Source organism: Legionella sp., assembly GCF_965140895.1.
GTDB lineage: Bacteria > Pseudomonadota > Gammaproteobacteria > Legionellales > Legionellaceae > Legionella.
On sequence record NZ_CBCSKT010000010.1, the window covers coordinates 49467 to 75021 of the forward strand.

The following is a 25555-nucleotide window of genomic DNA, read 5'->3' on the forward strand; positions in this document are numbered from 1 at the left end:
TCCTGCTAAGCAAAATCATTACCCAAACGTAGCCCGTGTTAGCGCAGCATAATACGGGGGCCGCACTATATTTGAAAACTCCCCACCAGAGCCTGGACAACCAAATCCCAGCCATCAATTAAAATAAACAACAATATCTTAATTGGTAATGAAATACTCATGGGAGGCATCATCATCATCCCAACAGTCATGAGAATTCCTGAAACGATGAGATCAACCAATAAGAAAGGCAAAAAAATCATAAACCCAATTTGAAAGGCTGTTTGTAATTCACTTAAGATAAAAGCAGGGATCAATTGATAGAATTTAATTTCTTCTGCAGAAGAGGGCAAAGGTTCCTTCGCTAATTGCAAAATGACCTTCAGATCCTTTTCGCGAGTTTGTCCCAGCATGAATTTTTTTAAGGGCTTGACGGCGTTATCGAGTGCGGTTTCTGTGGTAATTTGATGCGCCTCATAAGGTTGGTACGCTTCAGTATAAATGGCTTTAGCTACCGGCATCATGGTAAACAAGGTCAGAAAAAGCGACAAACTGATAATCACCGTATTTGGTGGCGTCTGTTGTAATCCTAAAGCATTACGTAGCATGGAAAGCACGACCACAATGCGGGTAAATGATGACAACATAATTAAAATGCTGGGTGCCAAACTTAAAACCGTAAGCAGGGCGAATGCTTGTAGTGCTGGAGATATATTATCTTGATCTAAATGGATTGGGCCTATATTAGTCCCAGAAGCAGCAAGTACCGTTAACGGACAAAACAAAATAAAACAAAAAATAATACGCAGAAACATCATGATGAAGGTTTGACCTCCTGAACTGGATGAATGGCTAAGGAATTTTGATTGTCGGCAATTAAAAATCGTTGGCCTTGATAATCTAGAATGTAGACGTGCATTTTATGATGCACGGGGATTTTCTCAATAACCTGACCTTGGGTGTTTTTTTTTACTAATCCTTTTGAGCGCTTTGCAAAGAATGAGAGCACAATGAGAAGGATTAGTAAAATAACTAAATAAGGAATCCAATGGATGTTATTGATTGGATCCTGTTTAAATGTCAGGGTGTTTTGGGCATGAAGTGCTGGGGATATTAGTAAGCCCAAGAGTAGCCCGCTCTGTTTTACTCTGTTATTCATGCATTAATTTCCGTAATCTGTACTGCAAAATGGTCGTCATGGCTCATTAATTCACCACGAGCAATTACACGGTCGTTTAATAGAATTTCTACCGGCTCATTCGTTTTTTGATCAAGCCGTAATTCATGACCGGATTTCAATTCCTTTAATTCAGCAATACTTAGATTTAAGGTGCCAATACGCACTGTGCATTGGACTTGAATGTCACCAACCAAACCCAGATAGTTTTGGTTAAGAATTTGACCTTGAGCTTGGAGGGGATGTTCTTTTAAGCTAACTTTTTTTACGGTAATGCTCATGATTTCCTCTTTAATACAATTGATTTATGGGATGCGGATTGGCCTAATTCAGCCTCAGCGAATAGTTCTTTTCCTCGAACTACTCTTAATGGCTCGGTTATGAGGTGTTTGGTGCTAAGTACGTCTCCGATTTGCAACCCGGCAAGACTTTTTATTGATAAATTACTGGAACTAAGTTCTAGAGATAAATGAATGTCTTGTGTTGCCAATGCCTCCTCAAGAGAACTCAATGGGGTAGTTTTTCTTTGCGATACAGGCAGTTGTTGATAAACCCAAGCAGGATTTACAATTAGGGTAAAATTATTTTGTTCGCAAGAGAAGGTAAGATGCACACTTGTTGAACCCGCATAAAACCAATCTGGATTTTCTCCCTGATAGGGCAGCAGCATGCTTTCTTCCTGCTGGAAAAACTTATTGAGTAGTTTTAGGAGAAGTTCTTTGCTAGCCGCATGAAAAGCAGATTGTTCACTAGCAAATACTGCGTGGGCGATCACCCTTAAATAATCCCCCTCAATGCAGCCAAGCACATCCTTATACCCTTGAAGCATGAAGGCCTGCTCTGCACTGTAGTTTTTAGGTGTCATGGCCAGATGCAAGTCAAGAGGGGTGCGGCAGTACTCCTCATTCCAATCATCCAGTTCTTGTTTAAATTGTTGGTTTAATTGCTGCAGTTCTACCGCATTAATTAATCGATAGGGCTTCATAACTTAGTTTCCAACTCTTCTAATAATTGTTTGTCTATATCCATAATCTGGGAGCAGGCTTGGAACATTCTTTGTAAAACGACAATATTGGCAAATTCCACGGTGGGATCGACGTTAGAACCTTCTAACCAACCGGATTTAATAGCCTCTAACTTTTTGGTATTTGCATGTCCATAATGAATGCCGTGAGTAGTTTTTGCCCGAAAAAAATTGTCTTGCGTTTGGATTAAATTGTTTTCCATATCATCAAAAGAGGCCATGCCTATGTAGATGCCTTTAATGATTTGTCCATTATTATAGTAGTAGGAAATTAGACCTTCTTCATCAATCCTAAGCTCATTTTGCTCGCCTTGGGGATAACCGTCGTTTTTGTGGATTTCGATGGTGGTGGTTGTTGATTGATTGGAAGAGGGCTTTCCTAGCTCTACGTATTCATTTTGCCCATTATTACTGTCTCCGAAGTAAATAGAGATTGGTTGTCCGTTTAGAGATAATTGAATTGTGTTGTCGCCATCTAACACCCCTCTAATAGGAAGATCCGCATTTATCTCAAATTTTATTGTTTGAGTGTATGGAGGGACAATCTCATTCCCCTTATCGTCTGTGATACTCGTTAACACCCATTCTGTTGGCACAGTGGCTTGCTGTGGCATTTCAGTACCTGTGAATTTCAGAGTGATGGTGTGAGGATTTCCTTGCGCATCATAAATATCTTTTAGCTCAAAGGTGATATCTTCATAGGTAGACATAGTTGTTTGTTGGTTTTTTTCTTTTTCTTGAGGTACAAATTTACCATGAATAAAAACATTCCTGGTGGCTTTCCCCGCAGATATTTTAGGCCCTGTATTATAGATAGGAGCCAAATTGCCCGCATGGTCGTAACCTTGCACCTGACCGCCTGTTTTGAGATCAGTTAAAACACCATTTTGGAATTCGAAATGTCCATCACGGGTGTAAACTAATTCATTATTCTTTAGCTTAACCACAAAAAAACCGTTACCCACGATGGCTAAATCAGAACCAGAGCCGGTTTCCTGAGGATTACCTCCCTTAAAATTAATTGAGGTACCATGAACACGCACGCCATGCCCGTTTCCTTCTTCCCCATGTCCATTACCTAAAGAGGAATAGAATACATCGCTACGTTTAAAACCATGGCTTTGCATATTTGCTATATTATTCGAGGTATTTTGCAATCCGTAACTTGCCGCAAGCATTCCTGAAAGACTGCTGTAATAAGTACTTGTCATTTTTGTTCCTTTTAAAACTCGGTGTTTTATTTCGTCATTTGGCCGAACTCTCCCGATCAAACTCTTCAATGAGGTTATGGAGGCCATACTTGTACAGCGGCACTTAAACTTCAACTTCAAGAACTTGGTCCAATTTTGCTTTGATATGCTCATTCCCTACAAAAACCATAATTTCTATAGCCCCATTCTGCTGTAAAAGCACTGATTTAACTTCACCTGATAGAGCTTGCCCATCTATTTTTACTTTTCTACCCAAAAGATTAATGCCTCGATTTTCCTCGGCCAATTTTAATAACTGTTGTACTCCACTATTAGTTCCAACCGCTTGCTGCAAGGAAGAAAATTGTGCCATCTGGGCCATAAATTCACGGTTATCTATAGGTTTTAAAGGGTCTTGATAGGTCAGTTCTTGCATGAATAATTTCATGTACTCATCTTGGCCCATGCTAACGGCCTCAACTGGTTCGGTCATTGTTTACTCCATTAATAATTAAGCGGCTTAAAACCAAGCCTTTTTTCTTTAAATAGTTTTGAATGAGCTGCACCAGTTCATTCTGTTCTTGTTTATCTAATGTATGCAGATTCAAGGTTAGTTCTGCTTGTTCTCCCTGAATAAACATATGATTGTTTTTAAACTGTGTGGTGGTTGTCATGCTCTTTGATACACCAGCAGCCTTTTTGACTGCCGATGTATCCTGAGTGAATTGGTTCGAATGTATTGGCATAGGCAACGATGATTGTTCCAAGGCTTGTTCCAGCTTAGTCATAAACGGCATAAATTTATTTTCGGGCGAATGCGATGATGCGGTGTTATCCATTGTTGTAATCAGAGTACTTTGTAATTCAAAATGTTGGGTTTCCTGAACGTTGACATGCGTATGGAATATCTGCTCATTTTCCTTAGTAAGTGCCTGTTCTGTTTTCGGTGCTTGCAGTGGCTTAGCATCAAAGTGTAACTCAGAGTGTTGTAGCTGAGTTTGGTGCTGCCAGTAATACTCATCCCCAGTACTTTGCTTGGCTGGGTTATTTAACCAATGTTCAAAGTCAGCAGGTGATTGCTGGTTGGTTTGTTGTTTAGACTGTCCATAGCATTGTGGTAGCGATTCGTTAATTTTCATTATATTCCTAATTAAGTTTCCTTAATTCCGTTGAATAACCCATTCATCCAAGGCATTATTTTCCGCTTTCTTCTGTTGCTCCTGGAGTTCGGCTTGTTCACGTTCCAAATATTTTTCTAACATTTTTAGTTCGGTTTTAATGCGCTGCATTTTTTCCTGCACACTTTGTTTGCTGTCTTGATGCTGTTTAAGCGTCATATTCAACTCTTCCTTTTTTTCATGTTGTTGCGTTATAAAATTGAGCCGGCTAATTTCAAAATCAGGATTAATGGTTAACGAATTAATTCCTGCTTGCTGTATTTGTTCATCCAGCGCCTCCATCTCTTGGCGCACTTTTTGTAATTGGCCTTGTGCCTCATGTAATTGCAAATTAAGTTCATTTAGTTGCCAGTTTAATTTGGTCATCAACGCTGAAAGTGATTTATTCATAATAAAATCTCTTTAAAGTGCTGCATGAGTTCATTAAAGGATAAAGACTGTTTCTCATCCTGAATGAGTAGCTCATTGAGCGCAGGCATGCGCTGAACTGCGGCATCTAACAGGGCATTATTTCCAGGCTTATAGGCTCCCAACTCAATCAAATCTTTATTTTGTTCATAAATACTTAGCATGGCGAAAATCTGATTCATGAGTTGCTGTTCTTCCACACTAACCAAATGCTTAGCTAACCGAGAGACACTTTGCAGAATTGAAATCGCAGGGTAGTGACCACGCTGTGCCAACTCGCGAGTGAGAACAATATGTCCATCAAGAAGTGCACGCATGTGATCGGCTAAAGGTTCAGTAAAATCATCCCCTTCAACTAAAACTGTATATACTGCACTAATACTGCCTTGCTCCTTAAAATTTCCCGTACGTTCAACAATGCCAGGAAGTAGAGCAAAAACACTGGGGGTATAGCCGCGAGCCGTAGGGGGTTCTCCCAAACTTAGGCCGATTTCTCGTTGGGCCATGGCAAAACGGGTAATCGAATCCATAAATAACATGACATGTTTACCTTGTTGGCAAAAGTATTCAGCAATTGCCGTGGCGGTATACACTGCCTGACGACGCATTAAAGCTGATTCATCGCTGCAAGAAACCACCAGCACTGATTTTTTTAAGGTGTTTTCATCCAAATGATTGCAGATAAAGTCATTGACCTCTCGGCCACGCTCGCCAATCAGCGCAATTACATTAATATCCGTTTTCAGGTTTTGCACCATGTTGCCCAGCAGGGTACTTTTTCCCACACCACTACCCGCAAAAATGCCTATTCGTTGTCCTTTGCCTAAGGGTAGTAAACCATCTATAGCCTGAATTCCTGTGCTTAAACGCTCGCTAATTGGCAAACGATTAAAGGGATTAATCTTTTTATTTTGGGTAAAAACCCGCTGTTTGTTGTGTAAACGCAAACGCTCATCGATTGGTTTGGCAAAGGCATCAACCGCATGCCCTAATAAGGAATCACCCACGGAGATACTTAGGGGGGTTCCCGTTGCCCGCACTTTATAACCCATGCAAACAGGAGCAGAATCATAGGGCATAAGATAGACTTTTCCTTGTTCAAAACCGATGACCTCAGCTTGCATCATTGGTTGATGATGCTGATCCAGGATGTCGCAAACCTCGCCAATGAATGTTTGTGGCGGTCCATTAGCAACTAGCTTTAAGCCAATGAATTGCTCAATTTCTCCTAAACGCTCAACGGCTAAGAGTTCATTAATCCATGGATGCATGAGTGCCTCGCTGCTTTAGTTGCAGTAAAACTTCCTTGAGCTTATCAATTTGTTTTTCGATGCTGGCATCAAAAACACCATGGCTGGTTTTAAGGATATAACCTCCTAAGGCAAGTGACTCATCTGTTTTTATTTTTAAGCCATTTAAATGCACTGCATTTAATTGCATAGCGCCATTTTGTAAGGCAGTAATGTCTTGTGGATGCAAGCAAAGCTCAACGGATTGTTTGTCATTTAATTGTGTAAGAATATGGTTGATTTGTTGACTTAGAGCCTGTTGATTATTACTGTGTTCAATAAAAAACTGTTTGCTAATTAGCAATACAATATCGGCAATTTCATTAGCCAAATCCAGGCGATTTTGCGCTACTGCTTGGGGTAGCGATGCCAGAATTTGTTCTAATTGCTGTTGGTTTTGGCTATTTTCCTGTTCCAACCGACTACGTTCCTCAGTCGTTCCTGCTAGATAGCCTTGCTCATAAGCTTCTTGGCGAATTTGCTCCCATTGTGATTCATCTACAGTAGGTGTCTCAGGAATAAGTTCCTCAATTTCCTCAGGAGCTTCTTGGTATAAATAAATTTCTTCTGTGCTAACTAAGACATTTTTATAGAGTGTTGCCATGAGGCACCTCCAGTTGTTCACTAAAGCTTAATTGTTTTTGCCATTGTTGGAAGAGGTATAATTTCGAAGCTGATTTCAGTTGCTGTACTTGGTTCGCTAATTGTTCTTGGATTTTCTGTTTTTGCATGCATGTTTCTAAAAACATCTCCTTCCAAGCGAATTGTCCTTGTTCCAGAATTATAGCGACATAAAGCGGGTCTTCCTGGCTTAGCTGTTGGCAAAATTCCGGTAAACTAAATTCCTTTGGTGCAAGCTTGGGGCTGGGAATATAACGAAATTTAGTTGCCTCTTTAAGCAGCGCATGGCCTTGCACGCTTGCAAATTGCTCGCGCTGTATCGGTGTTAGCTGTTTAAGTACCCAGCGCTGATCAGCAGGGTTTAATTTCGCTAAATTAAGCACGATTCTTTTTAATTCATTATTCATGATGATTTAGCCATTGGGTTAGCTCAATTAACAGTTGCTGGCGTTTTCTTTGCCGATTGTGTTTTAAGAGCAATACAGTGGAACTACCTAATACAGTCAGTACGATGAAACCAACAAGAGCTTGCCATTTGCGTTCCTCATTCCATTGCTCTGTGACAAGGTAGCTAAAAGGCTGTGTAGTAATTTCTTGAGGGCTTGGTGTGGCCGCGATTTTTGCCGCTTTAGGCATGCTAATTAATGCTTCAACACTGATTACATCGCCACGCTTTTCATCAAAGCCTACCGTACTTTTTATGAGGCGTTGAACTTGCGCAATGGTTTTAGCATCAGTCTGTTGCGGTAAAACCACACTGACTGAAAGCCGTTCAATGGTGCCATTTGCCCGTTTAAATAATTCTTTTTCACGGCCAAATTCATAGGTTTTTTCCAAGGTTAAATCCTGCTTACCTTTCTGATTTCCTTTTTTATCTACTGCAGAATGTTTGGTTTGTTTTTCGTGGGTAATTTGCCCTTTGCTTTGTGGTTTAACTAATTCACGTTGCAGTTCATCGTAATTGATGGCTACATTGATTTTCACCATGACTTGATCTTTGGCAAAGATTTTCTGCAGCAATTGCATGACCTTGTCATTCAGATAATGCTCTATGGTTTTTTGTGCGGTGAAATGATTGGAGGAGGGATCTTCTTCTGTTGCTGATAAGGTATTCCCATTTTGATCCACGACTACCACATTCGCTAAACTTAAATGCGCAACACTTGCCGCAATTAACTGTTGGATGCTATGCACTTGTTTTGGTGTTAAAGCCTGTTTTAAATGCAAGGTCACCGAAGCTTTCGGCTGATTGCTCTCGCGGTCAAATAAATGGCTTTCCGGAATCAGCAAATGCACTCGTGCCTGGCGTATTTCATCAATGCTGGAAATAGTACGTTCCAACTCTCCTTGTAGGGCACGTTGGTAATTAATTTTTTGCGAAAAATCGGTCATGCCAAAATCATTTTTATCAAACAATTCAAAGCCTACATTGCCAGCCAATTGCATGCCCGACCCCATGATCTTTAAGCGGGTTTTCGCAACCATATCCTTATCAATTAAAATATCTCGGCCACCATTGCGAAGCTGATAGGAAATATTATCTTGATCCAATTGGCTTAAAACCTTGTTCGCATCTTGCTCATCCAAATGATTAAATAAAATAGCGTAGGAAGGGGACAAGACCCACCAGCTGAGCATCATTGTCATGATGACAATCCCTGCGATGCACGCAATTAAACTGAGTTTACGTTTTGCTTCCAAATTGCTAAACCAGAAGCTGGCTTTTTGTAAATAATTCACTTTAAATTTGCTCTCTTAATAAATCTTGATAGGCACTCATCAAACGGTTACGAATTTGCTCTAAATACTGAAAAGATAACTTAGCTTGCTCCAGGGTAATCATGGTTTGGTGTAAGTTTTCTGCATTGCCGCTGGCTAGTTCATTTAAGGCTTTATCAGCATTATTTAATTGAGTATTGGTATCGCCTATTTTTTCGCTTATCCATGCAGAAAAAGACTCTTGTGGAGCGGCTTTAGTTGACTCTATTTCTGGGCTTTGCACATTAGGTTTTAAAAAAATGTTATCCAGGGCATCGATTCTCATCGCTCGTCTCCTATGCTTAACGCCTGTAAGTACAAGCTGTGTGCGCTATTGATCATTTTGACGTTAGCTTCATAAGCTCGCGAGGCGCGTATGAGGGTGGTCATTTCATCAATGGTGCTAATTCCTGGATAAGTGACATAGCCTTGTTTGTCGGCAGCTGGATGCCCGGGTTGATAGACTTTATTGGGGGGTAAATTTTGTGGAACTACCTCTACGGAATTGATACCCATTTCTTGAGGGTTTTCTACTAATTCAGAGAATGTTTTAGCGGAGGTAATTACCTGACTTGCTTGAAACACCGAGCCATCTGCATTTTGTAATGAGTGCTGATTGGCGATGTTATTAGCCACCACATCAACACGTAATTTTTCAGCATTCATTCCCTGGCCTGAAATGGCATAAATTTGCGCGTAATTCATTATTGATTTCCTTGTAATGCGAGTTTCATAATGGCTAGCTTTTGATTTAAGCCTTTAACCAGAGCGCGGTAATGGGTCATGTTTTGCACATTTAACGCCATTTGCTCATCAACGCTGGATTGGTGGTCACAGCTTTGGTAATAGGGCGCAATCTCAGATAAGTCATTGTTGTTTGGACTTAAATGGTTTTCCTGTAATTGCTGTTCAAAATTAACTTCCATGCTTTGGTAATTTTCCGTATTGATATTGGCAATATTATTGGCAATAGCTGTCTGGCGCATTAAGGTGGCATCCAAGGCCAGACTTACTAATTGTATGGTGTTATCTGTACTCATCATTTTTCCTTATTGAATCACCAATTCTGCGTGCAATGCTCCGGCGCGTTTTAAGCTTTCCAAGATGGCGATAATGTCACGCGTGGAGGTTTGGACTTTAGTTAAGGCACTAATCAAATCAGCTACTGTAGCACCTTGTTTTAATTTCACGGTGTTGGCCATACGCTCACTCACATTAATGTTCGTGTTCGGCACAACAGCAGTACGTACTTGTTTTCCCATGTTTTGAATTAAGGTCGGTTGGGAAACTTGATAATCGGTAGAAATAGCAATTTGTAAATTGCCATGAGAAATAGTAACCGCATCGATTTTTACATCAGCTCCGGCAACCACAACTCCAGTACGTTCATTCACCACTACCGTAGGTAAGTTATCTGGAGTAATCACTATGTTTTCAAGCTGACTTACAAAACGAATAAAATGCTTGCGGGCTGACTGAGGTGGGTGGATTTCAATGTCTTGCGCTGAACGTGCGCGTGCAGTATTAGTACCAAATTGACCATTGATTGCTGATTCGATACTGTCTGCGGTGGTGAAATCTGGACGATTTAAAATCAGATGCATTTCACCCGATTTTTCGATTAAATCGTTATAGATCGTTTTTTCAATAATTGCTCCACCCGGTATTAAGCCAGTAGTCGGGTGATTTTTTTGGATGACATTGCCATAAAGGTCATACTTAAACCCCCCAATCGAAATAGGTCCTTGAGCTAGGGCATAAACCTGATTGTCTGCGCCCTTAAGCGGTGTTACTAGCAAGGTTCCACCCAGCAAGCTTTTGGCATCACCTAGCGAGGCCACATTGATGTCAATTTTATCTCCCTGATGGGCATAAGAAGGGAGATTGGCCGTGATAATTACGGTTGCCGTATTACGGCTGTTAATCTCATTGGGACTTAGAGTGACACCAAATGTTTGTAATAAGTTTGAAATTGCCTGAGTGGTATCTTTATTGCGTCGAGAGTCACCAGAACCTGCCAAACCAATAACTAAGCCGTAACCTGTAATCGGGTTTTCCTGTAAGCCAGATAAACGAGCGATGGATTTGAGACGCACGGTAGCATAAGTTGGTTGCCAGCATAGTGGCACTAAAGCCAGCAGGAGCAACAGTTTCTTTTTTACGCTCATCATACGACCCCTATAAAAGACAGGATCTTATAAATGTAATTACGATCTTGTGAGTTAGATACAGAACCCGCTCCGGTATAAACGATCTGAGCCTGGGCTAAGCGTGTTGATAAAACAGTGTTTTGCGGGCTAATGTCTTCAGGCCGCACTACACCGCGTAACAGGATTTTTTGATTCTCTCCATTAATGGTAATTCGTTGTGCTCCTTCAACCAAATAAGTCTGATTGGGAAATACTTCCTTGATGCGTACTGTAAGAGCGGCTTTAATTTTACCATTACGCCCGGTTTTAGCGGTTGCCTTTCCATCTCCTTCTAAACCAAAATCTACTTGGTGATTGTTGCGGTTATAGCCAGCATCTAACACCGCTTTTATTTTTTTATGTGACGATAGATCGGCACTGGTTTGGGCATTAGAGGTTTCCATGACAATGACGGTAAGTATATCACCGGGCAAGGTCGCTTTACGATCGGCGATTAACGGCCGGTAAACATCCTCATCAAAAAGATTAATTGCCCATAATGTTTGGCTAAGTACTAATGTTCCTAAGAAAACCAGTTTTTTTAATAGTGAACTCATGCAGTAACCTCCGCGGAGTTTTTTCCAGTGACCACTGCAAAAAAGTATTTATTCGTACGTGGATTTTTCATGCGTATGGATTGTCCTTCGGTGCCATTACTTTGCGCGATGGCCTCAATCGTGATTGCTATTCCATGCTGCTGTACGAGGATTTTTGCCTTTTGTCCTTGCATTACTTCGGGTTGGTTACCAAGCAAGTCCTGTGTTAAAATTTGTTGTTTATTAATCGACTTATTAAGCCAAACAGTAGCTGGGAATTGCATTAAGGGCACACTGTTGAGACCAGCAATATTACGTCTTTTTAAGATCACATCCGATGAACGAAGCAGGGTATGACGCTTAACTCGGTGCTTCGCGACCAATACGGACTGATAGGCTTTAACCGCAAACCAGATAGGAATAGAGCGATTTTGATAATGCAGACGAACACAAACCCGTTTAGCAACAGGATAGCCTTTAGGGAGTTGGATTTTAAAATTGGTTAAGGCAATACTGCTATCTTTAACTACTGTTTTGCTACTTAGCTCCACTTGGCTATATGCCTGATTTTTTAGTTGTTTAGCCAAGGCGTTTTGCGCTGTCGATAGCAAATCTTTAGCTTTGGCACGGGTGGCTTCGCGAATAGTAGTGCTGGTTTTACCCTTCCATTGATAAGAAAAGTTTCCAACCTTGTGTTGCAACCAAGTGAGTATTTGTTGCTTATTCAGTTTGCTTCCTGACATGGGTTTGCTATCCAGCATTATTTTTCCCCACTGATGTTTATCCGGAGTAATCAGCAGCAGATCACCTAGCTTTTTAGCTTCAGGAGTAATGGGCGTGCGAAAGCGCAACACTGTTTCTGCCTGAATTGGAAAAACGCTCAGTAACAGCAATAAATTAACCACGAATTTCATTAGTTATTTTTTCCAATTCATCCGCAATTTGTACGGCTTTCGCATTAAGTTGATAAACTCGTTGTGCCATGGTGAGTTGCATGAGCGAACTGACCATATCGACATTAGAACCCTCAGTCTGATATTGCATTAGTGCGCCTAAACCACTACTGTTTGGGTTATCGATTAGTGGTTCACTGGTTTGATCTGTTACCGTATAAAGTCCTGAACCAATAGGATTTAAGGTTTCAGGATTGGTAAATTTAGCCAACTGAATGGTACCTACTAGCTGTGGTTCTGACTCATCAGGTAAGATAACTTCGACATCCCCATTGTTTTTGATCGTTAATTTAGCTTTGTCATCGGGAATTTGAATATTATCTGCAAGTCTTAATCCATCTTGAGTCGCCAGGTAGTGCTCGTCATCGAGGCGTAGACTGGAGTTGCGAGTATAGGCAATATTGCCGTCGGAATTAATTACTTGATAAAAGCCATCGCCATTGATAGCAACATCTTTGTCACCGGTAGAGACCTTTAATGGTCCCTGGGTAAAATCCTTACCTGTTTTGTATACAGCGGTCCCTAAACCTAATTTGGCACTGGCCTGATTGTTGAATAGTGGTTCTTCACCATTAATATTTTGGTACAGCACATCCTCAAAGGTTACCGTACTGGCTTTATAATTGGGGGTATTCAAGTTTGCCAAGTCATTGGCAATACGGTCAATATGATATTCCTCAGCTTTAAGTCCGCTAGCGGCAATCGCGAGTGTGTTAGACATTTCCTTCTCCTAACTGATTAATGGCAGTGGCTAATAAATTATCTGCGGTGCGCATGACCCGTTGGCTGGCTTCAAAATGACGTGAGGTTTTCACCATATCCATCATTTCATCCATAGATTTTACATTCGATTGCTCTATAAATCCTTGGAGTAGACGGGTATTGGCTCCTGCAGGAACGGGCGATTCATCACTTTGATACAGTCCATTACCGGTGTAACGGAGCAAATTAGGCTGATTAAATTGAACGATGCTTAATTGATCTACTTGATGATGGTCAATGAATAATCGACCTTGTGTGTCAATAGTGAAAGCATGATTATCTACTTTGATGACCCCACCTTTACCCAAGACCGTTTCACCAGTTGCTGTAATGAGTTCACCGTGGTTATTTACTAGAAAATCACCACGACGAGTGTAAAAAACACCCTGTTCTCCTTGGACTTGGAAGTAGCCATCACCACTAATGGCAATATTTTTCGGATTCTGCGTTTGGTTCAGGACTCCCTGCGTTTTTATCTGTCCTTGATCAATCTGTTGGGTTGCTTGATTGATATTCGCTTGCAGATGGTCAGTAAACGCTGCTGTTTCTGCCAGTTGCCGTTTAAATCCAGGGGTATTCATGTTGCTAATATTTTGACTGATCGATTGTAATTTTAATTGATCAAAATCCATAGCCAGTTGCGTGGCGCTAATCGCATCAAACATAATGTTTCCTTATTTTACTATCCCAAAAGATTCCACCTGAATCGTGACTGGAATTTCACTCATTGCCAGCACGGTTAAATGGGGAATCACTCGCTGAGTTAATTGTTTTATATGGCGTCGCAGTAGGGAGGAGCATAATAAAATGGGACGTTTTCGCTCTCCTAACATCGTTTCCACCTGACTTGCTAATGCACTGATTAAGTTTTCCGTAATTTTGGGTTCCAGCGCTAAATTATTTCTTCCGCTAATACTTTGGTTGAGCTGTTGTTCTAATGAGGGTTCCAAGGTCAGAACATATAAGCTATTTTGATTACCTAGTAGTTTTTGGCAAATCGGCATAGCCAGGCCTGCTCTGACTAGCTCCGTAAGTTGGATTGGATCTGGGAGTTGTTTGGCGTGTTCTAATAATAATTCCAATATTTGCTGTAAGGGGCGAATAGAAACCTTTTCTTGCAAGAGTGTTTGCAATATACGTTGCACATGGCTTAAAGGTAATTGGGCAGGAATTAATTCCTCACTCAGGGTTTTAATACCAGGCTGTAATAACAGTTTTTCGGTTTCTTCACGGGTTAATAACTGTTCAATATGCGCATAGATAATTTCATTTAGATGCGTGGTTAATACGGTAAGTGGTTCACATACCGTATAGCCTGCTTCCGTGGCCTTTTGCTTTTTCTCGAGATCTATCCAGCATGCGGGTAAGCCATAGCTTGGGTCACGCACTTCAAATCCGGCACTCAGTGCTGTACCGGGTTTTTTATTGCGGCTGGAAAAAATGGCTAGTACTTTGTCTAAATAGAGGGGATTCACTCCGGAATGATTTCCCTGAATGGCGATATGGTAAAGCGGGTAACTTAGTTTTTTATCTGCTTTTAGTTTTACATCCGGCAGCACAAAACCTAAATCAAAAGCAATTCGCTCACGAATTTGTTGAATGATTTTTAGTACTTGTTCTTCATAAGGTAATAACGTTTCATACAGTTCTTTGTTCAGACTAATCTCAATCGGATGAATGCGAATTTTATCGTATAAATTTTCTTCGGCTTTTTCGATGAGCACTTCATCTTTTTTAGACTTAATTGCTAAAAAGGTAATGAACACAAACAAAGCTAAAATAAATGATACTGGAATTATGGGAATGCCTTTTAGAAACAAAAGGCAGGTTAAACTCAAACACACCAGCATTAGGCTTTTAGGGTAGGCGCTAATTTGTTTGGCAACCTCAGAGCCTAAATGCGCATCTGTTGCCGCACGGGTTACGATAATTCCGGTCGCGGTAGAAATAATTAAAGCTGGAATTTGTGTAACTAAGCCATCACCCACCGTAAGTAGGGTGTAGGTTTGAATGGATTCGGAAAGACTAAAACCTTTTTGTAATAAGCCAATTGCAAAACCACCAATAATATCGACCAGAATAATTAAAATACCGGCAATGGCATCGCCTTTCACAAACTTACTGGCACCATCCATCGCGCCATAAAAATTTGCTTCTTTTTCGATTTGTGAGCGTCTAAGTTTAGCCTCATCTTGAGAAATGCTGCCCATATTTAAATCGGCATCAATACTCATTTGTTTACCTGGCATACTGTCTAGAGTGAAGCGGGCAGCGACTTCGGCTACACGCTGAGCCCCATTAGTCACTACAATGAATTGCACAATGATCAAGATTAAAAAAACAACCAAACCCATCACATAATTCCCACGAATAACATAGTGTCCCATGGCATCAATTACTTTACCTGCATGAGCATCTGACAAAATAAGGCGGGTAGCGGAGATGTTCAGGGCGAGACGAAATAAGGTTGAAATTAGCAGTAGGGCTGGAAATGTGGAAAAACTTAAAGGCTTATCCGTGTAGAAAGTAAGTAGGAGAATAGTTAAAGCCCAACTAAAATTTACAATCAGTAATAAATCTAATAATGCAGCAGGGATAGGCACAAACAGAATGAAGAGAATGCTTGTAGCAAAAGCAATCATAAGCATTTCACTGCTGTTATTAAAGAAATTGGTTTTCATTGCACATCCTGCTTACGCGCATAAATCTCGCGAAAAATTGCCGCGGCAAAGGGATAAAGTTCTTTATGAATCCATTGATTTAAATCCACAGAATGATAGAGCATGCGTGCAAATGCTTTGTGCTCAATAATGGGAATACCGTGTTTTTTTGCTAGTTCTTTGACTTGCAACACCATTTTATCTTGTGCTTTGCAAACCACTTTTGGGGCGGGCATGCTACAGCGATCATACTTTAAGGCAATGGCTAAGTGGGTTGGATTAGTAATGATTACATCAGCCGTTTTTATTTGCTTTAATGAAGCGGTTTTTTTCCGTAATTGCTGTTGTAACTGTTTGATTTTTGATTTAATTTTAGGATCGCCTTCCCGTTGTTTGTATTCATCTTTTATCTCTTGTTTGCTCATGCGCTGATCTTTGGCATAGTTCCAACGCGTATAGAACTTATCCAGTACCGCGAGCATTGAGAGCAGCAGCAATAACTGAAAAATAAGGGTTAAAAGAAAGTGCATGATGACGGCAGGCTGTTTGTTAATCGGCGTGAAGGCTAATTGCAATAAGTTGGGTATTTGATGTTTTAAGGTGAAGAATAAAAAAATAAATGTCACGCTTAATTTCAGGGTGCTTTTCACTGTTTCAAAACAGCTTTTTATTGAAAATAGTTTCTTAAAACCCTGGACCACATTAATGCGTTTGAAATCAGGTATCAAGGGGGTGGTTGACCACACTACGCCGGTTTGCGCCAGGTTAGTAAGGATCGTGGCTAAGCTGCCTGCTAAAGCAAAAGGAAGCCACAGACTGATCAACTGACCTAAAATAAATTGTTGTAAATGATTGAGGTTATCAATACTAAATTGCAGATGTGCCGCCAGTTGCAACAAATGACGAAACATCTTTTGTAGTTCATGTAATTGCTTTGGCCATAGGGCACTTAACATTCCTAACATAACGAATAAGGCTGTGCATGTCGTTAACTCAACACTTTTGCTTACTTGTCCTTTTTCTTTTGCCTTTTGTAATTTATAGGGTGTTGCTTTTTCAGTTTTATCGCTCATGACATAAGCTCCTGCCAGGTTTGAAAACATTGAGCAAACACGGTGTTGGTAATGGGGGCGATGTAGCCCATCATCATAAATAAGAGGAATAATCCTAAAATTATTTTTATAGGTAAGGTCAGAAAATAGGTGCTAACCTGCGGCATATTGCGGGTAATTAACGCGCCACATAGCTCAATGGAAAGCAATGCAAGAATAATGGGGCTGGCAATTATGAAGGCCATACTAAACATAAAGCCAAACTGTTTCGTAATCGGGATAAATCCTGCAAACAGGTCGAGGGTTCCAGGCGGAATAATCGCAAAAGAAAAAGCCAAGCCTTTAAATAACCATTGGTGGCCATCCAGACTAAAAAAGAATAAAACTGCCAGCATGGATAATAAATGGCTGGTTAATGCCTCTTGATAATGTTCACTGGGGTTAAAAATAGCTGCGGCATTAAAGCCGGTTTGATTATCAATTAATTGACCTGCGATCTGAAAGAGTGCAAATGCTGCATAAAGGCTGGTGGCTAAGATTAAGCCATTAGCAAATTCAGCGAGTCCACCGAGAAGAATGGTATTGTTGCTTAAGATTGACGGAGCAGGGGGAACATAATTCGCTAAAAGCATGCTCAGGGTAAAAATAAAAAGTAAGCGTGCATGAATAGGCAAATAACGTATGGCTTGAATTGGGGTAAAGAGCAATACAGTGCCTAAACGTATGCTGATAAAAAATAGGTTGCTTAGCCAGGGGAGGGATAGGGTCATGATTTAATGGCCCCTGGAATATTGAGAAACAATGTTTGTGCAAACTCCACTAAGGAATGCAACATCCATCCGCCACAAAGCATTAACATGAGCACTACAGCTAAAACTTTAGGGACAAAACTTAGGGTAGAATCTTGAATTTGTGTGACAACTTGAAGGATAGAAACCAGTAAACCACTAATTAGTGCGACTAGGACTACTGGTGATGCAATGAGCAATGCATGCCAAAGTAATTGTTTACTTAAATAGATCGCTAAATCGTTAGACATCTTCCGTTTCCATTATTACTAACTTGCTGTGCTTCACTTGCATCGATGTGATACAAGCCTACATTTTTCCATAGGTGTCTGTGCTCAAACACCGTGGCGAATTAAATCAAACTTAATGAGTGAAAACAAGTCTAGGCAGTCAAAAAATTGTAAGTAAGCGGCTGGAGTCGACTTTATGGTCATTATTTTTAGAGTAGTTTGTCGGAATAAATGTATTAGCATTAAAAAAATAAAAAATTACTTGACAGGATAGGGGGCGGTCATTACAATGCGAGCCTTATTAGGGGTTATAGCTCAGCTGGGAGAGCGCTTGCATGGCATGCAAGAGGTCGGCGGTTCGATCCCGCCTAGCTCCACCATCAACATCTTTGTATGTTGATGGGGTAAAACGTTCAGGGTCCCCATCGTCTAGCGGCCTAGGACGTCGCCCTTTCACGGCGAGAACAGGGGTTCGAACCCCCTTGGGGACGCCACTTTGGCGTTTTGGGTTATAGTAGTAAATAGTTGTAAAATGTAGTAGAATAAAAAATCTAGGTCCCCATCGTCTAGCGGCCTAGGACATCGCCCTTTCACGGCGAGAACAGGGGTTCGAACCCCCTTGGGGACGCCACATTTTAGGCATTTTTCTTGTCTTATTTCAAATTAACACAATAAATTTATTTTTATCAATATTATATCTTTTGAGACAGCTCTTTATTTTTTTTGGGATGAAGAACTTAAGACTAATTCGTATTTTATGCGTCTGATTTGCTACCCAGGTTTGTAAAAAAATCCGAATTATCGCAGCTTGATCACGGTATCCAGATGTATCTTACTTTTTACTGCGAATTTATTGGGGTTCGTGTTTATCCCAAACATAGCGGTGTCACGGTTTATTTGTGGATTGGGGCCATGGCCCAACAAGGGGCCTGGTTGTAACTCGATGCATTGTTCGGCAAGGGACCCAATCCACCTATAGCTATAAACGCTCAAAAATTGTACGTGTATTAAACCCAAAAAGACGTTCATGCATGCGATAAGCGTATTCATCAGTCATGTTCGCCAGATAATCACAGACCACTCGATAAGCTTCCATTTCGTCTTTTGCTTGTTTAAATAACAAACGATTTTTATTATCTAGCAGGCTTCCCGGATTTGAGCTAATCGCATCAAACAAACGCAACACCACAGTTTGACCACCATATTCAAAGGTGCGTGCCTCTTGAGAGTCAATTACATTATCATAAATACAGTGCATTAAATGCTTTAATAGGGCCGCTGCTTCAGGAATTAAGGCCAGATTATATTTTAATAAATTATTCTCAAAGCCTTCATGAGTTACGATAATTTGGGTTGAGGTAATAAAATAATTCACCATTTCCCCAATGGTTTGTTTTCTTAAATACGGATCATTAGAAAATAGAGAATTAATAAGTCGATCCTGATGATTTGCAAGCGAGGTCTTCTTCAATAATCCTCTAAATTCAGGAGTATCCAAGTGCGAAGGATTAATCAGACGCAGATGAATGGCATCTTCTAGATCATGAACCCCATAGGCAATATCATCTGCGGTATCCATAATGGAGCAGTCAAAACTATGATAAGCCGCTTTACCTACTTTAGTTCCACTAGGTTCTACAGACAGGGATTGGAATAATTCACGGTCAGTCGCTGAAAAGGGCGCTAATAACCAATCGACTTCAGGCTGTTCACAATCAAAATAAGCTTTAGGAGGAAGCCAATCATTTATCTTGATGGTTTTATGAATCGACTCATGAACAGGTGGTTGTTCGGGAGCAATAATTTTAGAGCGTTGTACAGGGTATTTTAAAACACCAAGCAATGCACGACGCGTTAAATCCAGACCAAAAGCACCATAGCTGCTTTCCACTTTAGTTAATAAGCGCAGCGTTTGTCCATTTCCTTCAAAACCACCGTAATTACGCATCATGTAATTTAATGCAACCTCACCACCATGCCCAAAGGGAGGATGGCCAATGTCGTGCAGTAAACAAATAACGGAAATTAAATCATCGTTAGGCAGAAGCCCGCTTACTAATGAGTATTTTTCCTGGTTAATCGATAGGTTGCGAACGATGCTTCGGCCAATCGAATCGACTTCTAGCGAATGAGTAAGGCGAGTGCGATGGAAATCTCCTTCATCAGTTCCTAAAATTTGCGTTTTTCTTTGTAATCTTCGAAAAGCAGGACAATGAATAACACGAGTTCTATCTCGTTCATAAGGATCTCGATGATCGTTGGTTCCTCGTTGGTTTGTTTGTCCTGAGCGTCGATGCGTCCACATAAATCTTGCCGTGAAAATGATAAAACAGTAACTGTAAGCCATACTATTAGTTGAAACAAGGGTTTGCTCATCTTTCACTTAAGATAAGTACCACGCTGAAAAATTGGCACGAAGCGTTTTTTTCTAAAGTTTTTCCGGCTTTGGAAGATAACAACTAATAAGAAAGCTGATAACCAGGGGAATAATAATGAATAATAATATTAAATTCACCATCGTCGGGTTAAGTGTTTTAAGTATGTCTGCGTGCACTCTGGTAGACAATCAAACCAGTGAGAATTTGTATTATCCTGCGTACGCTAGTTATGATAACAGCCAGCTCTATATGCAAAGTAATTATGGAAATTCCGGTTCTAATTACAAATACAATTATTCGATCCGGCCTTCACGTGATGTGATTGTGCCTGATTCATATCATGTTGGTGATATGCGCACTCCAGTTTCATTCCATGAACGTGATGAAGAGTGGGTGCGTAATCAAAGCCCCCAAAGTTACACTATTGAATTAGCTAATGGAGAGAAGGCTTCAAAAGTGGCGCAAGTTCTTTATAAAGCGCCTAAGCAAAATCGAATGGCTCAAGTAAAATATCAACGTAACGGAAAAGAATATTACACTGGGGTATATGGCTCTTACAAGGATGCAGCTGATGCACAAAAAGCTTTGAGTGCTTTACCTGCGGATCTTCGTAATGGGGCTACAGTAAAAAGCTGGGGTAGTGTGCAGCAATAATCAAGTACTACTATATAATCCGGGATTGAATTCTCATTCGGGATTCTATTATGTTGCGTATTAGCATTCGTGGCCTTATGTTGCTTGCTGTGTCATAGAGGGGGGCAAGATGTGTAGGTTGGGCCCAACCTACAATTTATAAATATAATCCTGAAGTTAAGCCGCACTCACCAAAATCATCACGCGAGCTACGCCTGCAATAGGCGTTTTTTCTGCATTAAATTGCTTAATGGTAAGCGCATATCGTTCATTAATTTTGGTTAACCAAGTAACAAATAAATTAAATGGTACTGTTTCAAAAGTCAGCTGAATATCCCCCGCTCCAGTCTGCTGCAATTGATAAGGAAATTTTTGCAAGGTGTGCTCTTTAAGCTGTGTCGCTAAAATAGTGAGCAACTGGCTGTTATCGACAGCTTCTTTGCTCTTTGGCTTCAGGTTTTGTCCCTTAACTTTTTTCATCCAATCCAATGTCGTTATTTTCTCAACCAATTGCGTGGATTTTTGGTTGACCTGGCGGCTTAATGGGGCATACAAAAATATGTAATAACAGTAGAGAACAAGGCAGATTGCGGCACCAATAACCATCGATCTTTCTCGCTCATTAAGCGTACTTAAATAAGCTCTCATGATAACTCCAGGGTTGCAACAACTTGTTGTTCATGAGTTGATGCTTGTGTCTGTTTGACATTTAGTTGTGATTGTTTCAATTGGTTTTCCAGTTTTTCTAACTTAGCAAAATCAGGGCTGATTAGGGTAACGGATAGGATTTTATTTTGATAACGAAATTGTTCCAAGGTAAATTGCTCGCTGTCCATGACCTTGGAAAATTGGTTGAGTAAAAACCAAAAACGAGTCTGTCCTTCGTTATTGTTGCTCTTTAGCAACTGCATAATACGAAATTTAGGACTAATAACCTGTTTGGCATCAGGAAAAAAACCATGATAAATTTCCGCAATCTGTTGATCTATTTGTGTTGTTTGTTTATTTACAAAATAAAGATTAATTGCATTTACCAAGATCAATGACACCAGCCAAAAACAAAATAAAGCGCCTGCAAGTTGATAGCCTTTTTTAATCCAATCAGACTTGCTGCCATGTTGCATTTCGCCTTGGCAAAGATTCATTAATTTGGCATTTAATGTTCTTTTTGCAATCCACTCATAAGAAGTCTCTGGTTTCTTTTCGGTCTCCAACTCGACGCTAATGAGGCTGTCGGTAAACAGTAGGGGGCGATAAAGCGGATGTTTTTTTATATAACTATCGGCTAAATCACCAGAAAGTTCTCCCCTAAAATCATCTGCGTTAACGAGTACGTCACGTTCGCTAATACAGAGTTCTCCTGACTCTAATGCAAACCAATCTAAAGTAATTGCAGTAAATTCAATATTTTTTTCCGTCAGCAAGCTCATAATATAATGCATTCGCTGCTTGCTTATGGCGGTAATCAGATAGTGGTTGTTTTGATATCTTGCTTTATCAAAGGCAAAATGTAGTTCATCAAGGGATTGGGCTAATTTATCTTCTAGGGCATAAGGAATGGCTATACGCGCTTTTCGATCAGGAAGCCAGGGTAGTTCAATAGTTAAAAGACTGGCATTAGCGCAGCTTTCAATTACGACTGTGCTACAGTCTGGTTGTAAAGTTTGGATTTCTGTAAAACTGCGTTGGGCAGGTGGGGTATGTGTAACCCCATCTGCATCAAGTTTTAAGCAAAGACATCCTTTGTCATTAAGATGCTTAGTGAATAAGAATAATGTATCCACTATGAATAAGCTCTATGCTTTTTTGCGTTCATTGCTACCCATTGTTGTTTTAATTGTTGTGATAATAAATAAACTACCAGCGCATATTGCGGACTTGAGTTATAGCGGGTAATTACAAAGAAGTTTGGATAGGCAATCCAGTATTCATTGCCTTGAGCTGTAACTAACTCCATCAGTGCTGCACGTGCTGGATGATTATGTGCTGAAGTTAATGGTTTTACACCATTTGCTGCTAATTGTGAATAGTTATAATTCGCAGTTCTGGGGTTTATTTGCATGTTTTTGTAACGTGTTCCTACCAGTTTTGCATGTTGTGCCACACCAGCATTTGTTTGCCAGCCATGAGCCTTGAAATAATTAGCGATACTTGCAATGGCATCGTCATTATTATTCACTAAATCACGTTTGCCTTTATTTTTGAAGTCAACCGCAAAATTTCGGTAGCTGCTAGGCATAAATTGGGGCTGACCTATTGCACCCGCATAAGAACCTTTATATTGAGTTGCCGGAAGATTATGTTCACGGCAAAGTAGTAAATATTCTTTTAATTCATGTTTGAAGTATCGGCTACGTTTAGGATAGTCAAAGGCTAAAGTGGCTAAGGCATCGAGTACTCTGTGATCCCCTTGACGTTCACCATATAAAGTTTCTACACCCAAAATTGCGACGATAATTTCCGCTGGGACGCCATATTTTTTTTGGGCTTTTTCTAAGGTCGTTCTATTTGCTGCCCAATAATCCACACCGCCTTTTACGCGAGTAGGGGTTAAGAAGATATCGCGGTAAACATCCCAATTTTTCTTTTCATAAGGTTTTTCCATCGATTCTATAATTTGCGGTTGCAACTTGACTTGATTCATCGTGGCGGTTAGTTGTCTGGCATTAAAATGGTGTTTTTTAACCATTTCTTGAATAAATTGCTGTACATCTTTACGTTTGGTGAAGGCGGTGTCTATTGCATACGACGCAAAGGAAAAAAGAGCGAGCATTAACGCGGTAAAACCCAGTCTGATTATTCGTTGCATTGTAAATCTCATCTATGTTGAAGCGGAAGAAAAAAATTCTATTAAAAAAGTCGAATATTAGCAAATTTTTGTAATGACTTTAAGCTGACGCGTATTTAAGCTAAAATGCGCTATTTGCAAAAAAGGTTAGCTGAATTGAGTGATTTAAAGCGGATTCGCAATTTTTCAATTATTGCCCATATTGACCATGGAAAATCGACTTTAGCAGATCGATTTATTCAAGTGTGTGGTGGCTTAACTGAGCGTGAAATGAGTGCGCAAGTACTTGATTCCATGGATATTGAGCGTGAGCGCGGTATCACCATTAAGGCTCAGTGTGTTTCATTAAATTATAAAGCCCAAGACGGTAAGACTTACCTACTGAACTTTATTGATACCCCTGGACACGTAGATTTTAGCTATGAGGTATCGCGTTCATTAGCTGCTTGTGAGGGTGCACTCCTGGTAGTCGATGCGGCTCAAGGGGTTGAAGCACAGACGGTAGCTGTATGTTACACTGCGATTGATCAGTCTTTAACGGTATTACCCGTATTAAATAAAATCGACTTGCCTCAGGCTGAACCTGAGCGTGTGATCGCTGAAATTGAAGATATTATCGGTGTAGATGCCCATGATGCTATACGTGCTAGCGCTAAAAGTGGTTTGGGTGTTGACGATGTGTTGGAAGCCTTAGTTGCTAATATTCCTCCACCAGAGGGTAATATCGATGAGCCATTGCAAGCACTGATCATTGACTCATGGTTTGATAGTTATCTGGGTGTGGTTTCCTTGGTACGTATTGTGAATGGTTCCATTCGCAAAGGCGATAAGATGCGCGTGATGTCTACTGGACGTTCTTATGAAGTGGACCAAGTCGGTATCTTTACTCCTAAACGTACCAAATTAGACTCGTTAAACGCTGGTGAAGTAGGTTATGTTGTCGCTGGTATTAAAGAAATTCAAGGGGCTCCAGTTGGGGATACCTTAACCTTGGAAAAAAATCAGGCGACTAGTGTTTTGCCTGGATTCCAACGTGTTAAACCTCAGGTATACGCAGGGTTGTTCCCAATTAGTGCTGATGATTTTGAAGCTTTCCGCGAAGCTTTGGCTAAATTAAGTCTGAACGATGCTTCTTTATTTTATGAACCTGAGTCTTCAGAAGCCTTAGGTTTTGGTTTCCGTTGTGGTTTTTTAGGTATGCTGCATATGGAAATTATTCAAGAGCGTTTAGAGCGTGAATATAATCTTGATTTAATTTCAACTGCACCTACAGTGGTTTATCAAATTATTACCCAAAAAGGGGAAACCTTATTAATTGATAACCCATCGCATTTACCACCATTACCACAAATTAAAGAAATGTATGAGCCTATTGTGCGGGCTAATATTTTAGTGCCCCAAGATTATTTAGGGTCAATCATTAATTTATGTATTGAGCGTCGTGGTGTGCAAGTCAACATGACTTATAGTGGTCGTCAGGTTTCCATTACTTATGATATACCGATGAGTGAAGTGGTTTCTGACTTTTTTGACCGCTTGAAATCAGTTAGTCGTGGTTACGCTTCTTTGGATTATAATTTTTTACGCTTCCAGGAAGCTGACTTGGTAAAAATGGATATTTTGATTAATAGCGAGCGTGTTGATGCGCTTTCTGTTATTGTCCATCGCTCTTCATCACACAGTCGTGGAAAAATAATTGCTGAAAAAATGAAAGATTTGATCCCAAGGCAAATGTTTGATGTAGCAATTCAGGCCGCCTTAGGAAGCCATATTATTGCACGCCAAACTGTTAAAGCCTTACGTAAAAATGTAACGGCAAAATGTTATGGTGGTGACGTATCACGTAAGCGTAAATTGTTAGAGAAGCAAAAGGCAGGTAAAAAGCGCATGAAGCAGGTTGGTCATGTCGAGATACCTCAAGAAGCGTTTATGGCGGTATTCCAAACAGATAAAAAGTAATGG

30 protein-coding genes and 3 tRNA genes are annotated in these 25555 nt (G+C 40.4%); 5 read left to right on the forward strand and 28 right to left on the reverse strand.

Annotated elements, in window-relative coordinates; all coding sequences use genetic code 11:
- Positions 1-65: 65 nt before the first annotated feature.
- From fliP to fliQ, 24 genes are all read right to left on the reverse strand, one after another.
- Positions 66-797: a flagellar type III secretion system pore protein FliP gene (fliP, locus tag ACQY7T_RS01315; RefSeq protein ID WP_428410930.1), complete on the reverse strand. Its 732-nt coding sequence runs from the start codon at positions 795-797 to the stop codon at positions 66-68.
- Positions 794-1138 carry a hypothetical protein gene (locus tag ACQY7T_RS01320; RefSeq protein ID WP_428410931.1) on the reverse strand — a complete coding sequence of 115 codons (345 nt, stop codon included), beginning with the start codon at positions 1136-1138 and terminating at the stop codon, positions 794-796. The genes fliP and ACQY7T_RS01320 overlap by 4 nt, the downstream gene beginning before the upstream one ends.
- Complete coding sequence (locus ACQY7T_RS01325; protein ID WP_428410932.1) at positions 1135-1437, reverse strand: FliM/FliN family flagellar motor switch protein; 303 nt, start codon at positions 1435-1437, stop codon at positions 1135-1137. The genes ACQY7T_RS01320 and ACQY7T_RS01325 overlap by 4 nt, the downstream gene beginning before the upstream one ends.
- Entirely contained in the window at positions 1434-2141 is a 708-nt protein-coding gene (locus tag ACQY7T_RS01330; protein ID WP_428410933.1) for a FliM/FliN family flagellar motor C-terminal domain-containing protein, read from the reverse strand. The genes ACQY7T_RS01325 and ACQY7T_RS01330 overlap by 4 nt, the downstream gene beginning before the upstream one ends.
- A complete protein-coding gene (locus tag ACQY7T_RS01335; RefSeq protein WP_428410934.1) occupies positions 2138-3391 on the reverse strand; it encodes a flagellar hook-basal body complex protein in 1254 nt (417 codons plus the stop codon). The genes ACQY7T_RS01330 and ACQY7T_RS01335 overlap by 4 nt, the downstream gene beginning before the upstream one ends.
- Positions 3392-3494: 103 nt before the next feature.
- A complete protein-coding gene (locus ACQY7T_RS01340) occupies positions 3495-3863 on the reverse strand; it encodes a flagellar hook capping FlgD N-terminal domain-containing protein (RefSeq protein ID WP_428410935.1) in 369 nt (122 codons plus the stop codon).
- Positions 3847-4509, reverse strand: coding sequence for a hypothetical protein (locus ACQY7T_RS01345; protein ID WP_428410936.1), 663 nt, complete (start codon positions 4507-4509; stop codon positions 3847-3849). Before ACQY7T_RS01345 ends, ACQY7T_RS01340 begins: the two co-directional genes overlap by 17 nt.
- 21 nt (positions 4510-4530) lie before the next feature.
- Positions 4531-4938, reverse strand: coding sequence for a flagellar FliJ family protein (locus tag ACQY7T_RS01350; RefSeq protein WP_428410937.1), 408 nt, complete (start codon positions 4936-4938; stop codon positions 4531-4533).
- Positions 4935-6227, reverse strand: a complete 1293-nt coding sequence (locus ACQY7T_RS01355; protein ID WP_428410938.1) for a FliI/YscN family ATPase — start codon at positions 6225-6227, stop codon at positions 4935-4937. The genes ACQY7T_RS01350 and ACQY7T_RS01355 overlap by 4 nt, the downstream gene beginning before the upstream one ends.
- Positions 6211-6849, reverse strand: a complete 639-nt coding sequence (locus ACQY7T_RS01360) for a FliH/SctL family protein (RefSeq protein WP_428410939.1) — start codon at positions 6847-6849, stop codon at positions 6211-6213. Before ACQY7T_RS01360 ends, ACQY7T_RS01355 begins: the two co-directional genes overlap by 17 nt.
- On the reverse strand, positions 6833-7273 hold the full coding sequence (locus ACQY7T_RS01365; RefSeq protein ID WP_428410940.1) for a hypothetical protein: 441 nt from the start codon (positions 7271-7273) through the stop codon (positions 6833-6835). The genes ACQY7T_RS01360 and ACQY7T_RS01365 overlap by 17 nt, the downstream gene beginning before the upstream one ends.
- On the reverse strand, positions 7266-8606 hold the full coding sequence (gene fliF, locus ACQY7T_RS01370; protein WP_428410941.1) for a flagellar basal-body MS-ring/collar protein FliF: 1341 nt from the start codon (positions 8604-8606) through the stop codon (positions 7266-7268). Before fliF ends, ACQY7T_RS01365 begins: the two co-directional genes overlap by 8 nt.
- 1 nt (position 8607) lies before the next feature.
- On the reverse strand, positions 8608-8910 hold the full coding sequence (gene fliE, locus ACQY7T_RS01375) for a flagellar hook-basal body complex protein FliE (RefSeq protein ID WP_428410942.1): 303 nt from the start codon (positions 8908-8910) through the stop codon (positions 8608-8610).
- Positions 8907-9329 (reverse strand): flagellar basal body rod protein FlgC, encoded by a 423-nt coding sequence (flgC, locus tag ACQY7T_RS01380; protein ID WP_428410943.1) that lies wholly within the window; start codon positions 9327-9329, stop codon positions 8907-8909. The genes fliE and flgC overlap by 4 nt, the downstream gene beginning before the upstream one ends.
- Positions 9329-9667: a flagellar basal body protein gene (locus ACQY7T_RS01385; protein ID WP_428410944.1), complete on the reverse strand. Its 339-nt coding sequence runs from the start codon at positions 9665-9667 to the stop codon at positions 9329-9331. Before ACQY7T_RS01385 ends, flgC begins: the two co-directional genes overlap by 1 nt.
- A gap of 6 nt (positions 9668-9673) precedes the next feature.
- The gene (locus tag ACQY7T_RS01390; RefSeq protein ID WP_428410945.1) at positions 9674-10795 is read right to left on the reverse strand and encodes a flagellar basal body P-ring protein FlgI; all 1122 of its coding nucleotides are present in this window, start codon (positions 10793-10795) and stop codon (positions 9674-9676) included.
- Positions 10792-11370, reverse strand: a complete 579-nt coding sequence (locus ACQY7T_RS01395) for a flagellar basal body L-ring protein FlgH (RefSeq protein WP_428410946.1) — start codon at positions 11368-11370, stop codon at positions 10792-10794. Before ACQY7T_RS01395 ends, ACQY7T_RS01390 begins: the two co-directional genes overlap by 4 nt.
- Positions 11367-12263, reverse strand: a complete 897-nt coding sequence (gene flgA / locus ACQY7T_RS01400) for a flagellar basal body P-ring formation chaperone FlgA (RefSeq protein WP_428410947.1) — start codon at positions 12261-12263, stop codon at positions 11367-11369. Before flgA ends, ACQY7T_RS01395 begins: the two co-directional genes overlap by 4 nt.
- The gene (locus ACQY7T_RS01405) at positions 12247-13023 is read right to left on the reverse strand and encodes a flagellar hook-basal body protein (RefSeq protein ID WP_428410948.1); all 777 of its coding nucleotides are present in this window, start codon (positions 13021-13023) and stop codon (positions 12247-12249) included. The genes flgA and ACQY7T_RS01405 overlap by 17 nt, the downstream gene beginning before the upstream one ends.
- Complete coding sequence (locus tag ACQY7T_RS01410; protein ID WP_428410949.1) at positions 13016-13729, reverse strand: flagellar hook-basal body protein; 714 nt, start codon at positions 13727-13729, stop codon at positions 13016-13018. Before ACQY7T_RS01410 ends, ACQY7T_RS01405 begins: the two co-directional genes overlap by 8 nt.
- 9 nt (positions 13730-13738) lie before the next feature.
- The gene (locus tag ACQY7T_RS01415; protein WP_428410950.1) at positions 13739-15745 is read right to left on the reverse strand and encodes a flagellar biosynthesis protein FlhA; all 2007 of its coding nucleotides are present in this window, start codon (positions 15743-15745) and stop codon (positions 13739-13741) included.
- Positions 15742-16797, reverse strand: coding sequence for an EscU/YscU/HrcU family type III secretion system export apparatus switch protein (locus ACQY7T_RS01420; protein ID WP_428410951.1), 1056 nt, complete (start codon positions 16795-16797; stop codon positions 15742-15744). The genes ACQY7T_RS01415 and ACQY7T_RS01420 overlap by 4 nt, the downstream gene beginning before the upstream one ends.
- Positions 16794-17546 (reverse strand): flagellar biosynthetic protein FliR, encoded by a 753-nt coding sequence (locus tag ACQY7T_RS01425; RefSeq protein WP_428410952.1) that lies wholly within the window; start codon positions 17544-17546, stop codon positions 16794-16796. The genes ACQY7T_RS01420 and ACQY7T_RS01425 overlap by 4 nt, the downstream gene beginning before the upstream one ends.
- The gene (gene fliQ / locus ACQY7T_RS01430) at positions 17543-17815 is read right to left on the reverse strand and encodes a flagellar biosynthesis protein FliQ (protein WP_428410953.1); all 273 of its coding nucleotides are present in this window, start codon (positions 17813-17815) and stop codon (positions 17543-17545) included. Before fliQ ends, ACQY7T_RS01425 begins: the two co-directional genes overlap by 4 nt.
- Positions 17816-18098: 283 nt before the next feature.
- Here fliQ and ACQY7T_RS01435 point away from each other — a divergent pair.
- The 3 genes from ACQY7T_RS01435 to ACQY7T_RS01445 all read left to right on the forward strand — a co-directional run bounded on the left by ACQY7T_RS01435 (position 18099) and on the right by ACQY7T_RS01445 (position 18425).
- Positions 18099-18174: transfer RNA gene (locus tag ACQY7T_RS01435), tRNA-Ala, on the forward strand.
- A gap of 38 nt (positions 18175-18212) precedes the next feature.
- A tRNA-Glu gene (locus ACQY7T_RS01440) sits at positions 18213-18288 on the forward strand.
- Between the two features lie 61 nt (positions 18289-18349).
- Positions 18350-18425, forward strand: a tRNA-Glu gene (locus ACQY7T_RS01445).
- A gap of 348 nt (positions 18426-18773) precedes the next feature.
- Here ACQY7T_RS01445 and ACQY7T_RS01450 read toward each other — a convergent pair.
- Positions 18774-20099, reverse strand: a complete 1326-nt coding sequence (locus ACQY7T_RS01450; RefSeq protein ID WP_428410954.1) for an anti-phage deoxyguanosine triphosphatase — start codon at positions 20097-20099, stop codon at positions 18774-18776.
- A gap of 187 nt (positions 20100-20286) precedes the next feature.
- Here ACQY7T_RS01450 and ACQY7T_RS01455 point away from each other — a divergent pair, with 187 nt between their 5' ends.
- Positions 20287-20826, forward strand: a complete 540-nt coding sequence (locus tag ACQY7T_RS01455; RefSeq protein ID WP_428410955.1) for an SPOR domain-containing protein — start codon at positions 20287-20289, stop codon at positions 20824-20826.
- 156 nt (positions 20827-20982) lie between these two features.
- On the opposite strand, the gene lspM is transcribed toward ACQY7T_RS01455, so the two are convergent.
- The 3 genes from lspM to mltB are packed head-to-tail and all read right to left on the reverse strand — an operon-like array spanning position 20983 to position 23614.
- The gene (gene lspM / locus ACQY7T_RS01460) at positions 20983-21453 is read right to left on the reverse strand and encodes a GspM family type II secretion system protein LspM (protein ID WP_428410956.1); all 471 of its coding nucleotides are present in this window, start codon (positions 21451-21453) and stop codon (positions 20983-20985) included.
- Complete coding sequence (gene gspL, locus ACQY7T_RS01465; protein ID WP_428410957.1) at positions 21450-22589, reverse strand: type II secretion system protein GspL; 1140 nt, start codon at positions 22587-22589, stop codon at positions 21450-21452. Before gspL ends, lspM begins: the two co-directional genes overlap by 4 nt.
- The gene (mltB, locus tag ACQY7T_RS01470; RefSeq protein WP_428410958.1) at positions 22589-23614 is read right to left on the reverse strand and encodes a lytic murein transglycosylase B; all 1026 of its coding nucleotides are present in this window, start codon (positions 23612-23614) and stop codon (positions 22589-22591) included. The genes gspL and mltB overlap by 1 nt, the downstream gene beginning before the upstream one ends.
- Positions 23615-23719: 105 nt before the next feature.
- Between mltB and lepA the strand changes: the two genes are divergently transcribed.
- Entirely contained in the window at positions 23720-25552 is a 1833-nt protein-coding gene (gene lepA / locus ACQY7T_RS01475) for a translation elongation factor 4 (RefSeq protein WP_428410959.1), read from the forward strand.
- Positions 25553-25555 lie beyond the last annotated feature (3 nt).

Bases quoted from the DNA above. Each gene is read 5' to 3' on its own strand.
- ACQY7T_RS01425 (WP_428410952.1), bottom strand. From the start codon at position 17,546: ATGACCCTATCCCTCCCCTGGCTAAGCAACCTATTTTTTATCAGCATA.
- ACQY7T_RS01385 (WP_428410944.1), bottom strand. From the start codon at position 9,667: ATGATGAGTACAGATAACACCATACAATTAGTAAGTCTGGCCTTGGAT.
- ACQY7T_RS01335 (WP_428410934.1), bottom strand. From the start codon at position 3,391: ATGACAAGTACTTATTACAGCAGTCTTTCAGGAATGCTTGCGGCAAGT.
- ACQY7T_RS01360 (WP_428410939.1), bottom strand. From the start codon at position 6,849: ATGGCAACACTCTATAAAAATGTCTTAGTTAGCACAGAAGAAATTTAT.
- lspM (WP_428410956.1), bottom strand. From the start codon at position 21,453: ATGAGAGCTTATTTAAGTACGCTTAATGAGCGAGAAAGATCGATGGTT.
- flgC (WP_428410943.1), bottom strand. From the start codon at position 9,329: ATGAATTACGCGCAAATTTATGCCATTTCAGGCCAGGGAATGAATGCT.
- ACQY7T_RS01325 (WP_428410932.1), bottom strand. From the start codon at position 1,437: ATGAGCATTACCGTAAAAAAAGTTAGCTTAAAAGAACATCCCCTCCAA.
- ACQY7T_RS01320 (WP_428410931.1), bottom strand. From the start codon at position 1,138: ATGAATAACAGAGTAAAACAGAGCGGGCTACTCTTGGGCTTACTAATA.
- ACQY7T_RS01350 (WP_428410937.1), bottom strand. From the start codon at position 4,938: ATGAATAAATCACTTTCAGCGTTGATGACCAAATTAAACTGGCAACTA.
- lepA (WP_428410959.1), top strand. From the start codon at position 23,720: ATGCGCTATTTGCAAAAAAGGTTAGCTGAATTGAGTGATTTAAAGCGG.
- ACQY7T_RS01455 (WP_428410955.1), top strand. From the start codon at position 20,287: ATGAATAATAATATTAAATTCACCATCGTCGGGTTAAGTGTTTTAAGT.
- fliP (WP_428410930.1), bottom strand. From the start codon at position 797: ATGATGTTTCTGCGTATTATTTTTTGTTTTATTTTGTTTTGTCCGTTA.
- fliQ (WP_428410953.1), bottom strand. From the start codon at position 17,815: ATGTCTAACGATTTAGCGATCTATTTAAGTAAACAATTACTTTGGCAT.
- ACQY7T_RS01420 (WP_428410951.1), bottom strand. From the start codon at position 16,797: ATGAGCGATAAAACTGAAAAAGCAACACCCTATAAATTACAAAAGGCA.
- ACQY7T_RS01355 (WP_428410938.1), bottom strand. From the start codon at position 6,227: ATGCATCCATGGATTAATGAACTCTTAGCCGTTGAGCGTTTAGGAGAA.
- ACQY7T_RS01365 (WP_428410940.1), bottom strand. From the start codon at position 7,273: ATGAATAATGAATTAAAAAGAATCGTGCTTAATTTAGCGAAATTAAAC.
- ACQY7T_RS01395 (WP_428410946.1), bottom strand. From the start codon at position 11,370: ATGAGTTCACTATTAAAAAAACTGGTTTTCTTAGGAACATTAGTACTT.
- ACQY7T_RS01450 (WP_428410954.1), bottom strand. From the start codon at position 20,099: ATGTGGACGCATCGACGCTCAGGACAAACAAACCAACGAGGAACCAAC.
- flgA (WP_428410947.1), bottom strand. From the start codon at position 12,263: ATGAAATTCGTGGTTAATTTATTGCTGTTACTGAGCGTTTTTCCAATT.
- ACQY7T_RS01330 (WP_428410933.1), bottom strand. From the start codon at position 2,141: ATGAAGCCCTATCGATTAATTAATGCGGTAGAACTGCAGCAATTAAAC.
- ACQY7T_RS01390 (WP_428410945.1), bottom strand. From the start codon at position 10,795: ATGATGAGCGTAAAAAAGAAACTGTTGCTCCTGCTGGCTTTAGTGCCA.
- ACQY7T_RS01345 (WP_428410936.1), bottom strand. From the start codon at position 4,509: ATGAAAATTAACGAATCGCTACCACAATGCTATGGACAGTCTAAACAA.
- mltB (WP_428410958.1), bottom strand. From the start codon at position 23,614: ATGCAACGAATAATCAGACTGGGTTTTACCGCGTTAATGCTCGCTCTT.
- ACQY7T_RS01415 (WP_428410950.1), bottom strand. From the start codon at position 15,745: ATGAAAACCAATTTCTTTAATAACAGCAGTGAAATGCTTATGATTGCT.
- fliE (WP_428410942.1), bottom strand. From the start codon at position 8,910: ATGAGAATCGATGCCCTGGATAACATTTTTTTAAAACCTAATGTGCAA.
- ACQY7T_RS01410 (WP_428410949.1), bottom strand. From the start codon at position 13,729: ATGTTTGATGCGATTAGCGCCACGCAACTGGCTATGGATTTTGATCAA.
- ACQY7T_RS01405 (WP_428410948.1), bottom strand. From the start codon at position 13,023: ATGTCTAACACACTCGCGATTGCCGCTAGCGGACTTAAAGCTGAGGAA.
- ACQY7T_RS01340 (WP_428410935.1), bottom strand. From the start codon at position 3,863: ATGACCGAACCAGTTGAGGCCGTTAGCATGGGCCAAGATGAGTACATG.